At 61.7% G+C, this 20,838-nt stretch carries 26 protein-coding genes; 21 read left to right on the forward strand and 5 right to left on the reverse strand.

All coding sequences use genetic code 11. The features are described from left to right. Window positions 1-395: 395 nt before the first annotated feature. Complete coding sequence (locus ACFWEM_RS27760) at window positions 396-1,895, reverse strand: HEPN domain-containing protein (protein WP_378538980.1); 1,500 nt, start codon at window positions 1,893-1,895, stop codon at window positions 396-398. Window positions 1,896-2,093: 198 nt separating this feature from the next. Then, complete coding sequence (locus ACFWEM_RS27765; RefSeq protein ID WP_378538981.1) at window positions 2,094-2,723, reverse strand: hypothetical protein; 630 nt, start codon at window positions 2,721-2,723, stop codon at window positions 2,094-2,096. A 550-nt stretch (window positions 2,724-3,273) separates the two neighbouring features. On the opposite strand from ACFWEM_RS27765, the gene ACFWEM_RS27770 reads away from it, so the two are divergent. The 14 genes from ACFWEM_RS27770 (at window position 3,274) to ACFWEM_RS27835 (ending at window position 11,197) form a co-directional block, all read left to right on the forward strand. Then, a complete protein-coding gene (locus tag ACFWEM_RS27770) occupies window positions 3,274-4,167 on the forward strand; it encodes a MinD/ParA family protein (protein WP_378538982.1) in 894 nt (297 codons plus the stop codon). Between the two features lie 31 nt (window positions 4,168-4,198). Then, window positions 4,199-4,705, forward strand: a complete 507-nt coding sequence (locus tag ACFWEM_RS27775) for a hypothetical protein (protein ID WP_378538983.1) — start codon at window positions 4,199-4,201, stop codon at window positions 4,703-4,705. A 45-nt stretch (window positions 4,706-4,750) separates the two neighbouring features. Further along, window positions 4,751-4,933, forward strand: coding sequence for a hypothetical protein (locus tag ACFWEM_RS27780; protein ID WP_378538984.1), 183 nt, complete (start codon window positions 4,751-4,753; stop codon window positions 4,931-4,933). Continuing rightward, window positions 4,930-5,070 carry a hypothetical protein gene (locus ACFWEM_RS27785; RefSeq protein WP_378538985.1) on the forward strand — a complete coding sequence of 47 codons (141 nt, stop codon included), beginning with the start codon at window positions 4,930-4,932 and terminating at the stop codon, window positions 5,068-5,070. Before ACFWEM_RS27780 ends, ACFWEM_RS27785 begins: the two co-directional genes overlap by 4 nt. Next, a complete protein-coding gene (locus ACFWEM_RS27790; RefSeq protein ID WP_378538986.1) occupies window positions 5,067-5,573 on the forward strand; it encodes an AAA family ATPase in 507 nt (168 codons plus the stop codon). Before ACFWEM_RS27785 ends, ACFWEM_RS27790 begins: the two co-directional genes overlap by 4 nt. Window positions 5,574-5,605: 32 nt before the next feature. Continuing rightward, window positions 5,606-6,574 (forward strand): NADAR domain-containing protein, encoded by a 969-nt coding sequence (locus tag ACFWEM_RS27795; RefSeq protein ID WP_378538987.1) that lies wholly within the window; start codon window positions 5,606-5,608, stop codon window positions 6,572-6,574. Between the two features lie 99 nt (window positions 6,575-6,673). Next, window positions 6,674-6,931 carry a hypothetical protein gene (locus ACFWEM_RS27800; protein ID WP_378538988.1) on the forward strand — a complete coding sequence of 86 codons (258 nt, stop codon included), beginning with the start codon at window positions 6,674-6,676 and terminating at the stop codon, window positions 6,929-6,931. Window positions 6,932-7,012: 81 nt separating this feature from the next. Further along, a complete protein-coding gene (locus ACFWEM_RS27805; protein ID WP_378538989.1) occupies window positions 7,013-7,390 on the forward strand; it encodes a hypothetical protein in 378 nt (125 codons plus the stop codon). Between the two features lie 108 nt (window positions 7,391-7,498). Beyond that, window positions 7,499-8,113 carry a hypothetical protein gene (locus ACFWEM_RS27810; RefSeq protein WP_378538990.1) on the forward strand — a complete coding sequence of 205 codons (615 nt, stop codon included), beginning with the start codon at window positions 7,499-7,501 and terminating at the stop codon, window positions 8,111-8,113. Window positions 8,114-8,219: 106 nt separating this feature from the next. Then, window positions 8,220-8,612 (forward strand): hypothetical protein, encoded by a 393-nt coding sequence (locus tag ACFWEM_RS27815; RefSeq protein WP_378538991.1) that lies wholly within the window; start codon window positions 8,220-8,222, stop codon window positions 8,610-8,612. A gap of 142 nt (window positions 8,613-8,754) precedes the next feature. After that, window positions 8,755-9,234 (forward strand): hypothetical protein, encoded by a 480-nt coding sequence (locus ACFWEM_RS27820; protein WP_378538992.1) that lies wholly within the window; start codon window positions 8,755-8,757, stop codon window positions 9,232-9,234. Window positions 9,235-9,514: 280 nt separating this feature from the next. Beyond that, on the forward strand, window positions 9,515-10,012 hold the full coding sequence (locus ACFWEM_RS27825) for a hypothetical protein (RefSeq protein ID WP_378538993.1): 498 nt from the start codon (window positions 9,515-9,517) through the stop codon (window positions 10,010-10,012). A 316-nt stretch (window positions 10,013-10,328) separates the two neighbouring features. Next, window positions 10,329-10,667: a hypothetical protein gene (locus ACFWEM_RS27830; protein WP_378538994.1), complete on the forward strand. Its 339-nt coding sequence runs from the start codon at window positions 10,329-10,331 to the stop codon at window positions 10,665-10,667. 218 nt (window positions 10,668-10,885) lie between these two features. After that, window positions 10,886-11,197: a hypothetical protein gene (locus ACFWEM_RS27835; RefSeq protein WP_378538995.1), complete on the forward strand. Its 312-nt coding sequence runs from the start codon at window positions 10,886-10,888 to the stop codon at window positions 11,195-11,197. A gap of 115 nt (window positions 11,198-11,312) precedes the next feature. Here the strand turns inward: ACFWEM_RS27835 and ACFWEM_RS27840 are convergent, their stop codons facing one another. Next, the gene (locus tag ACFWEM_RS27840; RefSeq protein ID WP_378538996.1) at window positions 11,313-12,008 is read right to left on the reverse strand and encodes an Imm52 family immunity protein; all 696 of its coding nucleotides are present in this window, start codon (window positions 12,006-12,008) and stop codon (window positions 11,313-11,315) included. Between the two features lie 354 nt (window positions 12,009-12,362). Next, window positions 12,363-12,896, reverse strand: a complete 534-nt coding sequence (locus tag ACFWEM_RS27845; protein WP_378538997.1) for a hypothetical protein — start codon at window positions 12,894-12,896, stop codon at window positions 12,363-12,365. 660 nt (window positions 12,897-13,556) lie between these two features. Here ACFWEM_RS27845 and ACFWEM_RS27850 point away from each other — a divergent pair. The 4 genes from ACFWEM_RS27850 to ACFWEM_RS27865 all read left to right on the forward strand — a co-directional run bounded on the left by ACFWEM_RS27850 (window position 13,557) and on the right by ACFWEM_RS27865 (window position 18,066). Next, window positions 13,557-16,220 carry a DEAD/DEAH box helicase gene (locus ACFWEM_RS27850; protein WP_378538998.1) on the forward strand — a complete coding sequence of 888 codons (2,664 nt, stop codon included), beginning with the start codon at window positions 13,557-13,559 and terminating at the stop codon, window positions 16,218-16,220. Between the two features lie 154 nt (window positions 16,221-16,374). Further along, on the forward strand, window positions 16,375-16,524 hold the full coding sequence (locus tag ACFWEM_RS27855) for a hypothetical protein (protein WP_378538999.1): 150 nt from the start codon (window positions 16,375-16,377) through the stop codon (window positions 16,522-16,524). Between the two features lie 121 nt (window positions 16,525-16,645). Beyond that, window positions 16,646-17,308 carry a hypothetical protein gene (locus tag ACFWEM_RS27860; protein WP_378539000.1) on the forward strand — a complete coding sequence of 221 codons (663 nt, stop codon included), beginning with the start codon at window positions 16,646-16,648 and terminating at the stop codon, window positions 17,306-17,308. A 227-nt stretch (window positions 17,309-17,535) separates the two neighbouring features. After that, window positions 17,536-18,066 carry a hypothetical protein gene (locus tag ACFWEM_RS27865; protein ID WP_378539001.1) on the forward strand — a complete coding sequence of 177 codons (531 nt, stop codon included), beginning with the start codon at window positions 17,536-17,538 and terminating at the stop codon, window positions 18,064-18,066. Window positions 18,067-18,208: 142 nt separating this feature from the next. On the opposite strand, the gene ACFWEM_RS27870 is transcribed toward ACFWEM_RS27865, so the two are convergent. After that, window positions 18,209-19,138, reverse strand: a complete 930-nt coding sequence (locus ACFWEM_RS27870; RefSeq protein ID WP_378539002.1) for a hypothetical protein — start codon at window positions 19,136-19,138, stop codon at window positions 18,209-18,211. Window positions 19,139-19,300: 162 nt separating this feature from the next. Between ACFWEM_RS27870 and ACFWEM_RS27875 the strand changes: the two genes are divergently transcribed. The 3 genes from ACFWEM_RS27875 to ACFWEM_RS27885 all read left to right on the forward strand — a co-directional run bounded on the left by ACFWEM_RS27875 (window position 19,301) and on the right by ACFWEM_RS27885 (window position 20,795). Continuing rightward, window positions 19,301-19,957, forward strand: coding sequence for a hypothetical protein (locus ACFWEM_RS27875; RefSeq protein WP_378539003.1), 657 nt, complete (start codon window positions 19,301-19,303; stop codon window positions 19,955-19,957). A gap of 219 nt (window positions 19,958-20,176) precedes the next feature. Further along, window positions 20,177-20,455 carry a hypothetical protein gene (locus ACFWEM_RS27880; protein WP_378539004.1) on the forward strand — a complete coding sequence of 93 codons (279 nt, stop codon included), beginning with the start codon at window positions 20,177-20,179 and terminating at the stop codon, window positions 20,453-20,455. An 85-nt stretch (window positions 20,456-20,540) separates the two neighbouring features. After that, window positions 20,541-20,795 (forward strand): hypothetical protein, encoded by a 255-nt coding sequence (locus ACFWEM_RS27885; protein WP_378539005.1) that lies wholly within the window; start codon window positions 20,541-20,543, stop codon window positions 20,793-20,795. Window positions 20,796-20,838: the final 43 nt, after the last annotated feature.

Here is a 20,838-nt window from a genome sequence, read left to right on the forward strand (position 1 = left end):
CCCAGAGCGAGGTTCGTCGTGTTTGGTCCGAGCCGGCAGTATGCGGCGAGCAACGTAGTGAACGACCCGGAACAAATGCTGTCGGTCTTGCTCCGGAGGCTGAGTGTCAGTGCCGGTGATCCGGTTGATCGATTGGCGGACAGGGAGTTTGGATTGAGAGATAACGGCGATAGGGATTAGCCGGGACATTTCCCATCTGGAGGTGTCACCGTGAAAATCGTCGTTCAGGTCTTTGCCGGTCTCACGACCGAGTCGGTCGATGACAGTTGTAGCGACCTCCATTTCCAAGCTGGGTGTCTGCTCACATAGTTCTCGCAACAGCGCACCGCCGGATCTCCCCGCCACAGGCTGTCCGACGGAGACGTAGTCGACTGACGTAGGAGTCGGTCAGACGGCTACCGTTGGCTGTCTGCCTGAACTGCGGCGACGTTGGCTTGGTAATACTGGAAAGCGCTGAATTCGGCAAAACACTCGCGAATGATCTTGGGTTCCACTCTTGCTTGGCGGAGCAAGACGATGCGCAGAACCCAGGGCAGCGACCAGGTGACGAGAGTCATCGCGTCGATCTTCTCGAGCATCACTCTCTTGTCGTTACTCAACTGATGCGCGAGCAGGTTGCGAGTCTTCACTACAAGAGGTCCCCATGAATCGTTCGGGAATCCCGCTGTCACTTGCGGTACGACCTCGGTCGCGTCCTTCTCGAGTTCTCTGAGGCGGGACAGGTACGACACATCCGAGAGATGTCCGAGGGCTTCAGTCAGAGCATCCCGTGCCTCCACGAGGTTTGGATACCCAGCATTTTCGAAGGCCTTGGTACCGGCATCGATCGCATCGTTGCGGACCTTTCGGCGTTGCGCTGGCCCTAACGATTGAAACCGCTTCGTTCCGGAGAACAGACGTCTGTGGAGTCCTTCCGTGACGGCAGCCATGGTTAATGCCTCCGCTTGAATGGCGACACCTCTCGGTGGGTGCGCGACTACTGCGGCCAATCCGTCGAGGTCAACAGACAGCGCGATCCAGGTGGCGAAGTTATCGATGCCGAGAACAGATTTAGGGAGGAGCAAATCAGTCGGTAGCTTGGTGCGACGGACAGGCTCCGAGCCGCGGCGCTTTGTCAGCACCGAAATCCACGGGGACGTCGCTGGGTCTACCCGAAGTTGAGTCGGACCGATGCCGAGGTCCACATCGAATGCCAGGCGCGTGAGCGTGAGCACCGGGGAAATCACGAGTGAATCGCATTCGCGGAGGGTCATCGGTTCCGCCGACTCGAAGACGAACCACACCGACTGTCCGTCGCGCGAAATGCTCAAGGAACCCACTGCCCCTGCCTGTGCGCTCATCCCGTCTTTGAGATGGGCCCACCACCACGGATCGTCGAGTTGAAAGCGCACCGCGCTGAAACGTTCCTCGTGACCGTCGACATGCGCGCCGTCCAAGACATAACGAACTCGAAAGCTCTGAGAATCCGGACCAGCGGTTCCCATCGCGTCGACGAGTGTGATTTCGCGGCCGGTGTCGAGGACTCCGTGGATGGTGATAGGGGAGAAGTCGGCTACTACATCTGCGGGGTCCTCGGATTGCGTCCACTCCACAAGACCGTTCTCGAGAATGGTCATCGAGAACGCGCGCATATCGACCAAGCTGCCGGTTGTCTCCAATCGCGCATGCGCTTGCGCTGGGACAGTGAGTTCACCGCGGCGCCGACGTTCAGGTTCTGAGGCAGACCAAAATTCACCTTCGAGGGCAGCGCTGTCCTGTTTGGCTGCGGATTCGACTGACTCCGCGGCCGCCGGCTGAGGTGTGGGGGCGTGGGTGCGGGCGCAGATAGCTCGCTTGAGCTGTGTGGGAATCTTGGCAGTGAGGCACGCGACCGTGGCTTTCAATCGTTTCTGCATCTGAGAAGTCAACCAGGTTAGACGTCGGCGAACTCCTTCAGCGCTCGGTGGGGGCGGCCACGGGATCACGAATGTTGCGCTGTCCGAGCAGAGTTCCGGACAAGTCGAGGGGAAGCACGAAGGCCCCGTCGCAGCAGGGGCTGCAACGGGGCCTTCAATTGAATGCGAGTGAGTGCAGAATTCCGAGAGGGTTGCGAACTACTTCGTCAAGGCCGGGATATCGCGAATGGCGATTGGCTCCGGGAGCTTCCACCGAGCGAGCGGAGGATCGTTCTGGTAGCTGTCGCCGTAGAGAGCCACTTCGGTGATGGACACGTCATCGGTCAACTTCGAACCGAAGTCCTTGAATGGAACGAGTCCTTCTGCGCGTGAGTCGATACTCGCCGTTCCGATCTCTGTGGTGACACTCTGGCCGTTCAAGCCCTTGACGCTGTCACTGCTCAATGTCCGCACCGCCCAATGATTTGGTGAGGCGACGAGCGCGCCGGAATCGACGATCACGGTGATCGGGAACGCCAGGATCTTGCGCCCGATGCTCTCCGCCATTACTGGTTCTGCCACACTGATCTGCGCAGTGAATCCTTGACCGGTGACGTGTTGTGTTCCACCCACTTCGTCCTGCGGCTTGGGGGTTACGACACCACCCTGCGCGGAGGACGCCGATGATGTCGGCGCAGTGGTTGTGGCATCGACCGAAGTCTGTGTCGTAGTCGATGACGCACTCGAGGCGTCCGATGCGTTGGCGGGTTCGTCGTCGCTGCTGCACCCCGCCACTGCCAGGCTCAATGCGGCGCAGACGGCTACCGCCGTCATTTTGGTGTGGTTCACGGGAGTCCTTGTCTAGAGGTTCGGATTGACTTGCGCTTCGTGAATGAGCTTGCCCCAGAGTCAATGCCAGTGTTGCGATCGGCGGCGTCGGGCGTGTTCGCTGCCTCCACGATCGGCACCACATTCAGGTGGCCACGCCCTATCGAGATGCGTTTAGGGACACCGAAATCGCAGTACAACTGGTTGACGAGGTCAGGGCGGTGTGTGGAGAACCGAGCAGATACGGTGCCGAACACCACCACAAACGACCGTCGAAAGGCTCCTGGATGACCACCTGTACCGCCGTCGACTCTGAACGTGCCCTGATCGCCGAGTGGAGTCGGGCGTGCCAACTTATCGGCGGCGTCGAGTGCACCTTCATTGATTCGTTGCCGCTGCTGGGTGTTTGGAGTTGCCCGGCCGCCGGCTGCTGGCTTGGTGGGAATGCGAGGCGGCTGTCCGATCGGGTGGCTTCGGGTTCGCCCTGGGGGATCGATCGACGGACCCGGTCGTGGCGGCACGGCGGCGTTGATGTGGAGTTGCCGAATCAGCGGAAGGGACAGACGAGGTGATGGTGACAGGACGAGAGAGCGTGGGCATCGACGACGAGGACGCTGTCGATGTGGCGCTTGAGGTCCCTGCGCGAACGTGGTGGAGCAGCACTTTTCGCCGTAGCCCGGATCTTGGAGCGCAAATGGCCGAGGCTGTCTCAGCGGTTCGTCCGCCGCGGACCGTTCAGTACATCGCGGTGCTCGGAGGGAAGGGAGGGGCCGGCAAAACCACTACGTCGACAGCGTTGGGTTCCGTGTTCGCGGCCAAATTGCGCGAGCGGGTAGTGGTCGTGGACGCGAACCCGGACAAAGGCACGCTGAAATTGAAGATGCCGATGGGGCAGCAGGTCCGACCGTTGCACTTGCTTGCCGGGCGTACCGATCAAATTCACAGTCATGCTCAGCTCGATCCTTACCTGTTGCGGAATGACGTCGGGTTGGATGCGATGGTGTCGAGTCGTCGACGTGATGTCCGGGCGGATGAGGGCACGTACCGAGAAGTGCTGACATCGTTGCGTGACGACTATCGTGTCGTGATCGCTGACTGCGGAACAAGTTCGACGTCGGGGGCCGCGCGGGCGGTGTTCGCTGTTGCTCGGCAATTGGTGTTGGTGACTCCGGCGCGGGTTGACGGGTTCTACGGATTGCTCGAGACAATCGACGAACTCGTCGATCTCGGTCTCGGTGATCTCGTCGGTGAGGCGACCGCGGTGATCACCGGGGTATCCGCGACGTCATCGGTGGATGTCGACAAGATGCACGCCGACCTCAAACGCCGGTGTGCCGTCGTCAGGAGGGTCCCATGGGATCCACACCTCGATGCCGGGGCCGCGCTGGATTTCGCTGTCCTGCAATCGGAAACGAAGGTGGCCTACGCGAGGATCGCCGCGACAGTGACAGCACGCTTCCGGTGAACGGCCGCGACAGCGAGAGAGGGGATGCCGGATGAAGGTACTCACGGTTCGGCAGCCCTGGGCATGGGACATCGTGAATGGTGGGAAGGACGTGGAGAACAGATCCCGGAACATTGCCGGACGCTATCGGGGTCCGCTGGCGATACATGCCGGCCTACGCGCGGATCGTGAAGCGCTCCGCGACCTTCCCCGTCTCCATCCCTCGGGGATCCCCCGAGTCTTCCAGTACGGAGCGATCATCGGCGGCGTGTATCTCCGGTCGGTCCATCACCATTCCGAATGCGCATCAGAGCCGAACGGCGCGTGCTCGCCGTGGGCGCTACCCGGGTTCTTCCACCTGCGACTCGAACATCCCTGGGCTCTACCAGAGGCTGTCCCATTCGTCGGGGCGCTTGGACTCCGCACAATCGTCGACCCGAACATCCTTGCTGCACTCGGAGCGCAGAACCCCCGGTCCCTGACCGAATCCGATGATTCTGCGACGTCTGCAACACGGTCTCAAGCCGCAACTAGCGTCACATCCGATACGTATTGCTGACCGTCGTTGCGACATCGAACAACTGACGAAAAGGAAGAGGGCGCGATGACTTCTCAGGTGAAGGAATCGATCGTGGCCAATGCTGCACCTGCCGCCACAATTGACGAACATTGGCTTCGTACGCACTATCCACTCCTGGTGGACGGCGTCATCAAGCACCTCATGGAAGAGCAGCAGCGAACCGATCAGCCTTCAACAACCGTGGCGATCGCGGAGGCGAAATCATGAGTGGCAGAGACACCACCAACGACGCCGCAGTCGACGTGGTCCTCAACTCGGGGATCCTCACAGAAACGCAGACGGCGATGTTCTGGCAATGCGTGAACGGTGCAATGACCGCCGACGAATTCCGCAACCAACTATGAACGAAAACCCCTGCACCGCTACAGACTCGCCCAATGGCGGCCCGGTCCTGGTGATCACCCGCGGTCTACCCGCGTCAGGAAAAACGTCGCTCGCGGTGAGACTGGTGGATGCGAAACCCGAACGACGCCTTCGTATCAATCGGGATGATCTCCGAACGGAACTCTTCCAGGCGGAGGGGCGCCTAGCGCACGAACAGGAAGCCGAGATCACCCGTGCGCAGGTACTGCGGGTGAGAGCTGCACTCGCAGCCGGTAGGACACCGATCTGCGATGACACGAACCTCGACCCGGCCCGGAACCTTGTGTGGCGCGATCTTGCTGCGGCCGCTGGTGCGCAACTGGTCGTCTGGGACGCGGCTACCCCTGTCGAGGAGTGCATCCGGCGGGATGCGCAGCGCGGCGCTGCCGGCGGCCGCTCCGTGGGAGCCGACGTCATCAGAGAATTCGCCGGTCGATACCTGGCCAATGGATGGCACGAACTGCCCGTGTTCGCCCTGCAATAGCCCCCAGAACACCCACGAGGAAGGCCACGATCGTGCCTACTACGACCCCTACCGACAACGCCGGCACGGTCATCGACGACTTCACCGGCCTCCAGGAATTTCTGAGCCTCTCCAGTGACCACCCCGTGGAGTACACCGGGAGGCAGTGGCCGACCGCGGCGCACGCATTCGCCGCAGCCAAGACCAACTCCACCGAAATGCACGCGCGAATCCACGCCGCTACCACCGCCGCCGAGGCACAGCGGATCGGGGAGAACGCTGTACGTCGTGACGACTGGCCAACCCACCGTTTCGCAGCTATCACTGAGATCGTTGCCTCGAAGTTCGATGATCTCGCGCTGGCCGCTGCCCTCCTCGACACCGGTGACGCACTGCTCGTGAATGTGGGCACCGACCAACTGTGGGGGCGCACCACCGAGCGCGGATTCCGCACCCCCACCGGACGGAATGAACTGGGCCGCTCGCTGATGACTGCCCGCGCGCGTCTCCGCGGAGATGCGCCGAACCGGTGGGTTCGTGCTGCCGTGACGGGACATCGTGAGCACCGCATCCCAGATCCGGACACTCAACGATGGGTGCATGAGGAGCTCGGACGGCTCGCGCACAAACTCGCCGCCGGTCATGGAACCGTGATTGCACTGTGCGGTCTCGCGACCGGCTCCGATACCTGGTGGGCGCAAGCCTCCCTCGGCGCCGGGCTTCACCTGTGGGGATACCGTCCCTTCCCTGCGCAGGCCGATCAATGGACCGCCGAGCAGATCGGCGAGCATAAGCGGCTCCTCGCAGCCGCCCAGCGCACGGTGACACTCGGCGGTCGCGCCGACAACAAGTTCTTCCACGCCCGAAACGCACTCATGCTCAACGACTCCGACGTGGTCATCGCGGTAAGAGATCGCCAGGTCACCTCCGGCGGCACCGTTGAAGCGCTTCGAGCGCTTGACGGCCGGCGCCCAGTCATCACAGTCGACATCACCACACGCCAAACAACGCTCGCGCTCTAGTTGCCCGCGCCCCTCCCTCTGACTGCGTTGTGCGACAGACGACCTCACACGATCAAGCCCAGCTCGACAAACACACACACGATACGAAGGGCAGTAACCATGAACGACAAGCCGAAAACCCACATGACAGTTCGCGTTGTGGATCGACGCAGTTCACCCGTCGGCAACGCCACCATTCGGACCGTCACGATCGCCGCCCTATGCCCACGCTGTGGTGGCTCGCGCGGTACGCCCCGCAACTACAACTTTCACGACGACGGTGCCTGGCTCTCTTGCGACAGCTGGGACAACCCGTGCGGGCATATCGACCGATATGACAACGTCCTCGCTGAAGCCGAGCAAGCGCCAGTCCTGTGAGTGTGGGCGGAATCCAACTCTAGAGTCGGCCGCTCTCATGGCTGAAACATCGGGTGAATGCCACCGCTAGTTTCACCTCCCATGACGACCACCGACGAAGAAGTTACTCCAGCAGAGTCGCCTGTGTGGGTGTTCATCGCCGACCAGAACAGCAGGCCCGCGCCTCTGTGCATAGAGGCAGGGATCACCTCACGACAGCTCCTCGTCACGGCGGCGACGCAATCGCCGTGGCCCTTCATCGCGGCGATGAAAACGTGGGGGATCGAGGTTCCGCCGTCCAAAGCCGGTGCGATCCCAAATGGAGTGGTCAAGGCGGTGTTCGAGCCACTGGTGGACTCGGTGCGCGTGCGGGTGGGCCGGCTCCTCGCGCGGTGTGGGGATGGAACAGACGGTGCGATTGTCATCGACGGGGAGCTGCGGGTGCCGTGGGTCGACCTCGGCGACCTCGCAGAACGGTGAGCCGTGGAACGTGGTCCCGGCGAGTGATGTCGGTCTGTGCTGAAACAGTGGAGAAGAGGCCTCATACGGTCATGTCGACCGATCGAGACGAAGGGAATGGAGATCGAGATGAGCGTTGACGGGTTCGTGTTCGTGGACCTGGAAACCAGTGGGACCAGCCATGGTACGGATGCGATCTTCGAACTCGGACTGGCGTTGTACTCCCGGGATCTTGAACTGGTCGAGCACTGGCAGAGACTGTTGGTCACATCCTCTACGCCCCACGACTTGTTCAGGCTTCGCACCGAGCCCCAATACGACTTCGTACGCGGCATGCACGAAACGAATGGGCTACTCGCAGAGCTGGATACCAAGATCGCCGAAACGGGCGCCGAGAACCTGCCCGATGGGCTCGGCGTATACGAAGCCGAAGCGATCGACGTCCTGACCCGTTGGGGCGCCGACGACACCACCCCACTTTGTGGCAGCTCCCACCGAATGGACCGCGCATTTCTCGAAGTGGCCATGCCGAAGATCGACGCATTGTTCAGCTACCGCATCATCGACGCTTCCTCGTTCTGGCAGTTTGCGCTGGTCAGGCGACCAGAACTTGCCGCACAGCGATACGCCCGCGCAAGGTCCCAGATGGCCGGTGAGCATCGTGTGCTCGGCGACATTCACAACACAGTGAATCTCCTACGTGTTTTCGACGGACTGGATCCTGTTCCGTTCCCCACCCGATAGACCAATTCACCTCTGCCTCAACGAGTCGCCGGTCCGTCCCGAAGCATTCGGCAGCTCGGTGCGCACCCCCTAATGGGGTCCAACAGCAACGAAGGAATCATCAGTCATGCCCGTACACGCCGCGCATTGCCGCGGCACCAACCCCGACATCGACAAGATTCACGCCGCAGGTCCGGTGACTGTGTGGCCGACCGAGATCGTCGATGCGATCCGAAACGCACTGACAGACAGGCTCTCACGCGTCGACTCCGTCCCGGACAGGGAACTGTCCGTGATTGCGTGGCAGATCGTGGGTGAGTTCGGTAGCTTTTCGCCGGCAACCGCCATGCCGGACGGATGGCAGATCATCCTCGCTGACCGCGTGCGCTCACTGCTCGAAAAGCATCGCACCACCCTTCACGACGCTGCTCTACTTTCGGAACCAACTGCGGCACACAAGTTTCAGGAACTTGTGGACGCACTGACCGAAAGCGCGGAACAGCCAATTTCGGTGACGTAGCCGACGAGTTCCTTAGGCGTTGATCGTGGGCGCGCTTGGGGTTCTACATGTGCCGGGACTGTGGGCGAGAGTGAAACACGTTGGGTAGTCGGCTCATAGCGTTCACATCACCATTCCACTCGACCTGAAAGATACGGCCCCCATGATGATCGAAACAACAGTCGATCGATCCGCCATCGACAGCGCGATCGCCGGATTCGTCGATGACAGGAACCCACTCACCGTGGAGACAGTTCGAACCGGCGGGGATTGGGCCCCGATCGTATGCCGGCTATTCGAAAGTTTCGAAGACCTAACTGCAGGGCTCATCACCATGGCAGTCGCCGATGGGGCAGGTGCGCGCAAAGTCGACGTCACTCCCACAGTGCAGACGGGCACCACCGAAGATGGCGACACCTTCTTCGCCTTGAGCGCGGCGGTCCGCAGCCGCGACGAGGACGCGCCCACGTTCTTCGTCACCATCCGATATTGCCGCGCGAGCGAAGCGGCGGAAGATATCGCCGAACTCGACGGTTTCGCAGAAGCTGCCGACGAAAGTGAACTTGTGCGGTTGATCATCGATTGGGCTATTGAAATGACAGTGGAGACCACAGCGGGATTGCGCGCGCTGCTCGCCGGCTGAAAACAGCACCTTGCCTTGGAGAACGGCGTCACTACCCTTCATCCAGTCCAGAGCAGCGACACCCAACTGGCCAAAACGCCGTCCATTTCGCTGTCGCCTGTGACCCGATGACCCGAACCGCTGACCACTCTCCATGACCGAACCGTAGAAATGCCGCGCACTCACTACACCGAGGGACCATTCAGATGACAACGATCGTCCTCTTCACCGTCGCTATCGCAGCCATCATCGGTGCGACCATCGTGATCGGCGCACTCATCGTTGCGACATAAGGAATGTGATGACAAAATTCGGGAACGTCCTCGACTCCATCTGTGACGACGATCCAAGCCTGCACGCCTCCGCCGATCACCCAGATGGGGGAGCGCAGTCGTCGGGCCTGCGCGAGCAGATCGAGGCGGAAATCAACGAAGAGCTCGATCACATCGCTGACCACAATGACACTTGCTCGCGCGATCAAATGATCGACGAATTCGCTGTGTGTCAACGCATCGCGGAACGGCTACTGGGGACCTTCGATATTTCACTGCGTTCCGCTGTCGTCGTCGAGCACTCGCGGGTCGGCGGTGCGGATCAGGAATACTTCTCTGCCGCACGTGACAATGAGGGCTCCATACGGCTACAGGGCGGCAAAGGACTTGTCGTCGCCAGTCCCGACACAGAGCGGTGGCGGGTGCAAGGCTGGTTCGACCGGTCGAAAGCTGGTCGTTTCCGAGAACATTGCCGGGCAGCTCTTGCGGTGTTCGACGCTGAAGCCGCCAACTCGCGCAACTATTGAAAACTGTGCAACGAGGGCGATCGGTGACCTCGGAACTCCAACGCTCAGAAGACCATCGGCTAACCCCGCAGCTTGTCAGATAGAACAAGGCATCTTGGCTGATCGACCCAAGCCGCGACCGTGCATCGCCGCAGCGGCTTCCTCGTCGCCAGCCCGCCACTGGCGGTGGGCATGGTTCCCTCACCCGTGACTCGCTGGCGGTCCGCTCCCACACCTCAGGGTCTGAGTGTGATCTCGCGTGATCTCGGGCCCTAAGCTCTGATCCATGTCATTCCGCCTCGAAGAGGGAGTGCCAGACCTACCGAGAGGGAAAATGATGAAGAAGATCATTGCGGCGGTGGCCATCTCGGCGGCACTTGGGGGTGTTTCCTGCGCTGCCCCAGAGCCTCAGGTCGCACCCTCTCCGACTACGTCCGCAGCCTCATCGGTCTATGTCACCATTCCAGAGGTGTACGGGCGGAATGGCGCGATCGTCGTCGATGAACTGAAGAAACTGGGTCTCACCAATGTCCAGTTGGCATCCAAAGACGTGTCGACAACCTCGATCACCCAGCCTCGAGATTGGCGGGCATTTGCAATCGAGCCCTCCGCAGGGAAAGTCGTCAGTAGCGACACGCGTGTCGTTGTCACATTCACGCCAGGCTTCCGACGGTGACATGCACTCCCGCATTGCTCTCGCACCGGCACTGATCATATCGGCGACGAATCCCGCGGTTGGGCGCCCCACGACCACCGAGAACAGCCCCGAGTGGAACGAAGGCTGATCGAGGCTCACAACCGCAGAACCCGCACGCTGCCTCGTCGGGTGCGGGTTCTTCTTCTTGATGGGTGGCGGCGCCGTATCAGCGGAGGCGCAATCGATATGGTTGCCACATGAGCGGGCAATTCGTGGTCACGGTGCGTGGGCACTGGGTCAATGCCTGCTATCTGTGGGTTGCAGCACGTCCTGTCCTAGTCCTGGACGGGGTCGAGCATCCGACTCGCTGGGGCAAGGCGACGACTCTGTCAGTCGCCGCGGGAATGCACACTCTCGCAGCTGGAATTCGCTACCGGGGCACACCCTGGCTTCTTGCCCTTCTCCCGCGTGAGTTCGACGTTGCCGACGATCAATCAATTCACATCACCGCACGCAATGGGCCCATGAACTCGGACCCGTTCTCTTTGACGGTTACAGACTCGCCTTAGCCGGCGTGCTGGTGCCGGATTCTCGACCGCGCCACGGCAGGCCGACGACGAGACGAATCGGTGGTGACGGTGCTCGCTGTTCGAATGCGAGACGATCGATTAGCAGGACCATGAGCTACACCGAGTAACCCAAGGCCGCCCGCACCGCCACGATGTCTGCGGCATCGACGTGCATGGGCTTGTCTCCCAACCGGATCAACGTGCCAGTGGGCAGTTCCTCGATCGCCGCAGCTTCAGGCAGTGCGCTGCGGTCGACTGCGATCTGGGAATGGAAGTACGTTTCCCATCCCACCTGGATCTGACCTCTAACTCGCGGCTGCAGATCGAGGTAGTCGCCGATGCTCCACCGAGCCCGATCCGGCTCCCAATGCTTGACGATCACTTTCATGATCGCGTCTCCGATGTCGGGTTCGAGCAACTGCCGGGTGCTGTCGGTGAGCTGCTTCTCCGTCGGCAACGACACCCGGACACTGTTGGGAGCACTGGTTTCCAGCCCGCCGACCCAGGCACCGACCCGGCGCGCGGTCCCGTCCTCGGGCGACAAGTCGACGTCGTAGCCCGGCCCCGGGGTGTCCGAATACCCCATCTCCTTCGAGCGGGAATGCTCGAAGATACGCACCAACCCATCCACACTGAGATCCGCCGGCACCTTGTCGAACTCGGCAGTCGAGACCCAGGGCAACGCCAACCCCGGGTCGACCGCTTCCAAATCATCGAGGAAAGCCCGCATCGTCTGCGCCACCTCCCGACTCGACTGCACCCGCGTGCCCCAATATCCGCACACTGTCGGTCGTCGTCCGAAAAAGCTCACTGCCCTGTCCTCTCCAAACCCTGCCGTCGTCTTCCATCCGATCACACGTTTCGATGTGATGCAGAGCTACTCGCAGAACTGAAGCCTCGATCGTGAGAGCGGCCCACATCCTTGGAGGTGGGCCGCTTTTCTGCAATCACGAGCAATAGCGAAGCTTTCCGAGTGCGGATCGCCGTTCCTGGGCCGACGAAGGTAAACGCGTCTGCCGCAATGTGTTCCGCTAAATCGGTTTTCGGGTTCAATGCCGATCCCGTGGCGCCGAGCTGAGCTGAGGGAGTTGCCCGTTCCTTCCACTCGGCAATGGGCATCCCTGGCAACCATCTGACCGCTTCGGAAATCCACTGAGCAAGCGCATCATTCACTTCGGCGGCGTTGTCCGATCGAGCGCTGCCAGGCGCCGTCGCCAAGTGAATCGCGATAACGAAGCAAGAAGTCGGAAATGGTCCGTCCCACGATTGGCCAGTCATCGCGTCCGTCAAGCGTTGATGCCAGCAGTACGTTGAACTCGGTTTTTGTTTTATCGAAGACGATGAGGTCTGGCTCGACCACCATCGTGCCGATTACGATGTCGCTCTTCCGAAAGCGCCCGTCCCCGTAATCCCACGACTCCAATTCTTGTTTCGTTCTATCCCGAGCTTCGGACGGCGACAGCAGCGTGATCCCGTCCTTACCTAAACCCCTGTCCTGGTGGAGCCTGCATTCTCTCGCGCTTCGCCATAAATCGAAGAGATCATCCGGGAGAGTCTTCAAATCCCAGTACCGACCCACCTCTTCGTTGTCTGCTGGAGGGTCGTACGTGTTGTAGACGTCGAATGATCGGTCTGGATGCGTCGGAACCAGCACCCGCTGGACATCGGGATAGGACTTCAGTACGTCAGCTATAGACACCGGCACAATTCCCGCCGTCGAGTGTGGAGCGCATATAGAGAGAGGGGCGCAGGAACTAGATTCGAGATTTCACTCGTACCACCATACTTCCGGCAAGGATGTGACGCGCCCTCATCCTGACCAGGGATCTCCACCGAGTTCGCAAGCTGTACTCGACCTTCGATCCGTGCGGGGGAGTTCATGCGATGGTTCTGCCTTGGCGGATGGCCGTAGTACTCGGGATCGGGAAGCTCGCCAGCTCGAATTGCTCTGCGTCGCATGTTGAAACATTGTCGGCCATGAATTTGTACCGTCGTCTTCTGCCTCACGATTGATCCGAGATGCCAGGAGACCGCCATGAACGATTTCGAAAGCCGCGACTTTCGCATCGCACCCCGCACGGAGTGCACCTGTGGAACTTGGGATTCGCTCCACGAGCCGCACTGCGCTCACTTGTCGGGTCGTTGGAGTGATGACGACGGTGAACATGATGCAGCCTGAGCGATCTTGCCCGCTGGCGTACGACGCTCTTCGTTGCGAGGGTCGTTAGTCGATCGTCGAGCCGATCCAGTGGCGAAACCACTTGTTAGCGTCCCAATCCCGCACGCTCACAGGAGCGGGATGTGTCGGTGCCCGCCGTCATGATCGAACAATCGCGCGTTCACAGTGAAGGGAAGGGTAGTGACGACAGAGACCGAAGGGCAGCTCCGTAGCGCGGTGCAAGTCCTGCTGGACGCGGGCATCCGCATGCCGGTGCTGACCGCGGCAGCGAAGGCCTCCTCCTGGCATCCCACTGTGACCACACGCGTACAAGCGACCTTGAGTCAGTTCGTTGACGAGCTCCAGGCGTACGGGGTCGACGTCCAGTCGCTGGTCACGCCGGCACCTGCATCGCCGTCGGTCGCCGTACCGGAGGCTGTCCGGCGGTTCGGCGCGAGTCCTGCCGGCCAGCCCACCGATCCCGCGCTCCGGCAACCAGCTGAGCCGGTGTTCGTTGGCAGGTTGGCGTTCGGCGCCGGCCCATCGGTCCAGCCTCTCGATCCAGCCCTGCGTACCCCCGCAGGGACACCGAATACGCAAGTGGAGCCCGCTGGGCAGCATCGCGTCTCGCAAGTCGCGACAGCCGCGGCGTCGGAGCGGCCACGCCACGAGGTGGAGCTGCCTACAGTGCCGGTGCTCTCGGCAGCGGCAGTCCTGAATTTGCCTTCCCACAAACCGTCACTCGAATTCGAAGGGACACTCGATGGTCTTCGGGGTGTGCCGATCGACGACTTGGCGGGCATACGCGATGACGCCGGGGTCGGCGACAAAGAACTGGAACGGCTGCACGCCGCTGGAATCAGCAGCGTGTACGACCTGATGATGCGTATCCCGTTGCGCTACATAGATCGTTCGCAGATCACTGCGCTGGCTGATTTACGACCGGGCACGAAGAACGTCGCAACCGTAGGAAAAGTGGTCTCCACGAAAGCCGACTACGCAAAGCGGTACGCCCGCATCGAAGTCGGTGTCGGACGGCATCGGGTCAGTTCCATTCAATTCCAAGCTCCGTGGATGGCGCAGCGATTCCGCGCAGACGACTTGGTGCTCCTGTACGGGGATGTGACCGAGTGGAACGGATTTGTGCAGATGCCCGGCGCGCTGATCGCGCCGATGAAGGATGCCACGGCCCCGTTCATGCCGGTCTACCCCCAGTCCGAGAAGCATCAAGTGAGCACGTGGACCTTGCACCGGGCCGCCCTCGACGCCCTTCGACGTATCCCGACCCTCGATGACCCCGTACCGGACCGGATTCGTACTACCCGTGGGCTTCCCACACGGCTCGCTGCGATGCGCGCTGTCCACGTACCGGACAACGCAGAGGACGCCACAGTCGGTCGCGACCGCCTCGCTTACGACGAACTACTGCGTATGCAGTTAGCGATGGGCGTGCACCGAGCCGCTGCGAAAGCCCGGCCGGCAGTCGTGCACTCCCCAACAGGAACGTTGACGCGGCGGTGGCTGGAGACACTGCCCTGGGCGCTGACCGGCGCGCAGAACCGCGTCCTCAAAGAGATCGCCGAGGACCTGCGTTCGTCGTCGCCGATGAAGCGACTCCTGCAGGGCGATGTTGGCAGTGGAAAAACCGCCACGGCGATTGGGGCGATGCTCATGGCCATCGAAGGTGGTCACCAGGCTGCCCTCATGGCACCCATCGGCGTGCTCGTGCAGCAGCACTACGAAGAAATCGCCGAAACCTGCGAACAGCTCGGCCTACGCGCCGTTCTCGTGCCAGGGAAGAACAAAGTCAAGGCCCGCCGCGAAGCGCTCGCCGGGTTGGAATCCGGGAAAATCCACATCGCCGTCGGCACCACGGCGCTGCTGTCCGAGGACGTCGTATTCCGAAGCTTGGGCCTGGTGGTGATCGACGAACAGCACCGCTTCGGCGTCAACCAGCGCGCCGCGCTCATCGCCAAAGGTCCCGGCGGCGCGGTCGCCGACGAACTTGGTGCAACGGCCACACCGATCCCGCGCACGGCGGCGATGACCCAGTTCGGGGACGTCGACATTTCGATCCTCGACGAGCTGCCGCCCGGGCGCACACCGATTCAGACCCGGTGGGAGCCGGTTGTTCCCCTCGACGATGCCGATCACACGCACTGGCAGTTCGTGCGCGCCCAGGTCGACGCAGGACGGCAGGCATTCGTCGTGTGCCCCCTCGTAGCAGAGCCGGAGACGAAGGCGGGACAAGAGTCGGAGGCACAGGCAGCGGCGGCGGTAGAGACGGCAGTGGCATTGGACGAAGGCGCACTGTCCGGGCTGCGCATCGCCGTCGTGACCGGTCGCCTCAAGCCCGCCGACCGCGCCGAGGTGATGCATTCCTTCGCCACAGGGGAAGTCGACGTTCTCGTCGCAACGACTGTGATCGAGGTCGGGGTGTCGGTGCCCAATGCCACGACCATCACCATTTTGAATGCGGGGAACTTCGGACTCGCTCAATTGCACCAGCTTCGAGGCCGCGTCGGTCGCGGAAAGTACGCAGGATTCTGCGTACTGACCGGCGAGGTGTCCGACGTCGGTCAGGCGAGGATGGACGCGATGTGCGCGACCACGGACGGCTTCAAGCTCGCCAATGTCGACCTCGAACTGCGTGGCCCGGGCGCTTTGGCCGGCAGCGCCCAAGCCGGCCACCGCGCTGGACTACTGGTCGCGGACCTGCTGGCCGATGCGGAACTGATGCACGCTGCCCGTGCGGATGCACATGAAATGCTCTCCACCGACCCACTATTGAAGCGACGTCCCACGCTGAGAGCGGAAGTGGAATTGGCGCTCGGCGAGGACGCGCACTATCTCCAGCGCAGCTAGGGCCCGCAACAGGCACCTCACCACGAACCATGGGTCAGAAACGCCGGCTGCGGAACTCGCTTTCCGAAACATGGTGCCCGGCAGTGGGTGAAAGTGAGAGTGCACAGAGGGTGCACACAGAGTCCCGAACTTTCGGGGGAGTGGAGTTGTGGTCATGAGTCGAGATCCTGCAAATGTTGTCGAGGTAACCGTCGAAACCCATGTGCGGATTCTGGGGCAGCGCATCAAGGTGACTCCGGGTTTGACACGTTGGATTCCGGGACCGGTGCGTAGGCGTCTACGCGTGGCGTACGGGCTGGCGTAGTCGTTTCCTCATTTCGACGTGGCGGTGTCTATCCCCTTCAGGTGCAACATCGAAGGGTGTTACTCGCGAATCTTGTAGCGACAGAACAGCGACAGATCAGCGACAGCGAGGAAGCACACCGATGGGTAACGACATCTATTCGTCCGCAAATTTGATGATCGACGAAAAGCGGGCCACCGCCGACATTCTCGCGACGGTCGTTGACCGACTGCGGGCAATTCCGGAAATCGGCGACGAGGTCGAAGCCGCCGGGGCACCGCTCGAGGTCATCGCCTTCATGGTTGCCGAAGCGCTAGGGATCTCCCGTGACGAGTACTCCACGGAAGTGGTGCGCGCAGGCGATCAGTTCATGGTGACGACCTGCGGGTGGGGGCGGTCGCGTGCAGTCGACCAGACGCTGATGATCCTGGCGGATGCAGGATTCAGCGGAACGGTGACCTGCGAGGATGAACTTTACGAGCGGTGGCGGCACCGCATCGACGCTGCGGGTGACCTGCATCGCGACGAAGGAACAACGGTGTACTCCGGAGGCCCGATCACCGGCGTGTGGATCGTGCAGATGCAGAGCACCGACGAGAGTGACTCCGACCATGTCGCCGTCGTCGGCTCCGAGTCCGACGCGGAAGCGATCCTCGCCGATTGGGCTCGCACGGAGGCCCGCACGCTCATTGCAGCCGGTGCCTTGGACCCCGCGCGTATCGACTTCGACGTAGAGGCTTCCATGTTCCTCGAGCGGTGGGCTGACGTCGGCGGCGTGAAATGGGAGGTCTACCAAGCGCAGTGACGACGGCGGTGCGGGGCCGGATGCATCATCTCGGCCCCGCACCGCGCTATACCGGGAATACCGTCCCGGCACACCCGCGCCATCTCTACTTTCCGCTCGACCACCTGACGCTGTCCACCGTTGGTGCATGCCTTGCGTGTCCTGGGCTCATCTCCTGGAACATGGCGGGTCCGGCGTTCGTAGCGTCCCTTCCGATCACTATGCGCAGATGACCTGAGGAGATCCGAATGACGACGACCAGCGAGTACACGACTGCTTCGGACAATTTCCTGAACGCCGCACTTACCGAACACGGCAACCCACTGACAGGGGACGCCTATCTCGAGCACGTGTTGTTGGCGAGGCAGAGGGCGTGGAGCGAGCAGCACACGGCGACCGCTGAAGGCGAAGGGCTCACCATTCGGGCGATGTGGACACCACTCCTTGCGGATTTCGTTCTGGATGCAGACATTCCGTATGTACGGTTACCGGATCCTGAACCACCGCGTTCCACGAGTCCGAGGAAGTATCGGCCCGCATCGTATTGGCGCATACGCGTGGAGAAGATCGACAAGGAGATGCAGGCGCTGTCGACTCCGCTCATCAATGACCGTGCAGCAGCTGGGGGAGCGGCCCTCGGGGTGAAGCGAACCCGCAGGGTGGCGTCCCGTGAGGATTCACGTCTGGCGCGCTACACCGCTCTCCAGCGGCGGCATCTGCACGCACAGCGAATGCTACGAGCGGCCGAAGCGAGGGAGGCTCATCACACCATGCTGTGACGATCGCTCCCCGCGCCGAGACCGAAGTGACAGCAGCGACCTGGCGCGGCGGCGAACAATCGCCCGCCATCCTTGCCTCACACCCCCAGAAGCAGGGACATCACTGCGGTGATGTCGTTCCTCCATGCGGTGCCTGGTTGTCTCAGAATGCGCCGAGCGGCGTCGTCAACGTCACGTCATCCTTCGAGCATCGCGACCCGTAACCGAGCTCACGTGACCGCACAGCTGTTGGGGCACTGCAGCTCCAGCCGTCGAACTGACGGATATTTGCATTGCCGTAGTTCCCGTCGGCGGGCAACGTCCAGTAGGTATCCATAACCGCGATCGCGTCACGGCAAGAAATGGGGCCGCTGACCACAGTGACAACCCGCCTGCCTGTGGCTGCCCCGCAGGTTGTCCCTGGTGAGGCTGGCGTGGTGCTGTCCGTGTAAACGTCCATCGGGGCGTCGTTTGCAGGTGGCGGAGTGGTCGTCGAAATCGTCGACGGCACTTCGTTTGTCGTGGTGGGAGCGGCCACCTGAGCGCCGGCAAACGTCACCGCGTCATCGACGGACCGGACCGAGTTTTCGCCGACCGCACACTCGAACCCGCCACTTATCGCCGTGCAGGTCGTGTTCCCTACCGTCAAACGGGAATTGACCGTCAGCAGAGCCGCCCCAGGTGGACCGGACTCGGTGATCGTCGGGTAATGCCCCTGCGGCCCTAACACCACTGCATTCGGCTTTCCGCTATCGAACGGTGGCACGGTGACCTCGGGAGTTCCTGCGGGAAACGGCACCGAACACGTCACAGTCCTCTCGGACGCGGAGATATCGGGAGAGAGCACACACTCACGTCGAGGGGTGCCGTCGACGGCGAAACGGTATCTATCCGGTGCGAATTGGAACTGCGCGGGGTCGACGTCTGTGACAGTGGACGGCGACACCGACGTCGTTGGTGCTGTGGATGTCGTGCTGTCCGGCGTCGTGGAGGTCGTCTCAGCGGAGTCTGAAGCAGTGGCGCACGAAACCAGAATGGTTGCGCCGGCAACTGCGAGTCCCCCCTGAATGACCGTTGTGAGCGATCGTTTCATTCGCTGATGAAACCACACCTGATCACCCGATCTCATCTTGGCGGCACTCCTTGCTGCTGGTTTCCGCCGCAGCGCGCAGAACAATGATCGCGCCCTGCAACACAGCCTCGGCAATGCCGAAAGCTCGAAGACGTACCAACCCCTCGGCATACGGAGGCCACGATGACAGCGATACTCGATCCGAATCTAGTGCAACGCATCGACAACCATCAGCGACTGCTTCGACGTGAGATTGACGCCCGCGCAGCGGAATTGCGATCCACAACGGCACGCGCACTCGCGCTGGCGGCGCAATCCGTTGAATCCTCGTGTGAGGTGGTGACCGTCCACGGGATCGACTCGTGGCGAAATTTCGACAAGATCATTTACACGGACGAAACGGAACAACCCGTGGAAATCACCGGGCTGCCCACCGAAATCCGCAGGCTCGTAAGTCACTGCCTCCAATACCTGCCATCAAGCGAGGGCACGTGGCCGTGGCAGCGTGATGGCTCGACCGCGTATTTCTGCGTCTCCGACCTGCGCGGGGAAGGCGAGTACCCGTTCCGCACCCTGCAGGAGCGGATCCTTGACGATCTCGAGGAACAGACAGGGAAGACTATCCGCAAGATCGAGATCACCAGCGAGGAATACGACGACGGATACTTCCCCTCCGGCAACGTCGAAGTCGACTTCACCGATGGTGACAGTGACGAGGTCTTCCTGCAGTCGCTCAGTGAAGGTGACTACACAGATGGATTGATAGATCACGCAGGACATTTCGGTTACAACACAACAGTCACCATCAAACGCACAAGCACGGGAATCACCATCAGGTGACGCCACCGCGCGAGCCCGGCCGGCGACGCGGCCGGGCTCGCGACCTTGGGCCTCGTCTGTCCAACCTCACAGCCCGGTCCACCGGGTCCGCTTTTCCTGAGCTGCAACACCTAGCGCCGCTACGAAGACTGTCGTCACGTCGACGCGGTTACCGCCGCGACGAAGACAGTGAACCTCAATGACCCTCAATGACCCTGCGAAACCTACCCAGGAGAACCTATGAGCAGCAAGAACATTCACCACACCGAAGTGGAGAACAAACGAGGCACAGCTATCCGTGTCGGGCAACGGTGGGCCGACAACAACCCCTCCAGGGATCCCATCCGGCACTTCACGATCACCGACATCGAACAGGTCTACAGCAGCCGGCAGGCGGTCTGTCACATCACGCACGGCGTTGCCCGTGCCACCGGTGAGCGGGTGCCGATCGATCGTGTCGTGCGCATCGATGTCGATCGGTTGCACCCGGTCAGCACCGGCTATCGGCAGGTCACCTGAACCCACCGCCCGTCGACATCAACGACAACACCTCAGCGGGGCGCGGATGCGAAGTGCAACTCCGGCGAACCGGTAGCGGAACGGTATGGAGGAACGCGGCACCGTGCTGCACTTACCGAAGGAGCCCCATGGCCGACACACTCGCATCCCTGAACCCAGCCGAGACCCGCGCCCCGCCGACGAAGCCGCAGTCACGGATGGCGTTGTGGCCGTCTACCTCAACACCACCACGGACAACGCCGGCCGCCCCCTCGGGATCATCAACGGGTATCAGCCCGCTCACATCCTCGCCGACAACAGCGTCACGCTGCTGCAGCCGCGAGGCAGCGTGACGAGGTAGCAGTTCCACAGGGCGCGACGAATTGGCGTTTCGCGGCACTCAG

It is taken from the genome of Rhodococcus sp. NPDC060176, assembly GCF_042728675.1.
Classification (GTDB): Bacteria; Actinomycetota; Actinomycetes; order Mycobacteriales; family Mycobacteriaceae; genus Rhodococcus_F.